Annotated in this window: 1 protein-coding gene; it reads right to left on the bottom strand. The window is 41.0% G+C overall.

Annotation, left to right across the window (positions count from 1 at the left end; all coding sequences use genetic code 11):
* Window positions 1-366, bottom strand: a 366-nt coding sequence (locus AB4512_RS24185) for a restriction endonuclease (protein WP_372176029.1), incomplete at both ends; no start/stop codon positions are given.

Here is a 366-nt window from a genome sequence, read left to right as displayed (position 1 = left end):
CCACAGACGTTTATCTAGGGAAAAGGCAACGGCCTCAGAAGTAAAGTCGCCCGACGTTACAATAATCATCTTACTGGCATTATTCGCGACCATGACTCCATACATTTCCCTTAGAACTTGCACTCCCACTTTACGAGTTTTCCAATGCTTACATTGGACAAGGCTTAACTCGTTACTCTTTGTAAGCCAAATATCAATACCACCGTCAGATTTTTGAGAGAAGGATTGTTTGACCAAATACCCTTGAGACTTGAAGTATTCACCGATGTAACTTTCAAACTCTATCCAATTCAATTGATTTAGCGGTGAGCTATTTTTATGTGTTCGAATCTGAGAGCTCGTCGTAAGATAGCTTCTCTTCCTCTG

The sequence above is a fragment of the Vibrio sp. 10N.222.52.B7 genome (genome assembly GCF_041474275.1).
In the GTDB taxonomy this organism is placed as follows: Bacteria; Pseudomonadota; Gammaproteobacteria; order Enterobacterales; family Vibrionaceae; genus Vibrio; species Vibrio crassostreae_C.
This window is presented reverse-complemented; position numbering and strand designations above follow the sequence as displayed.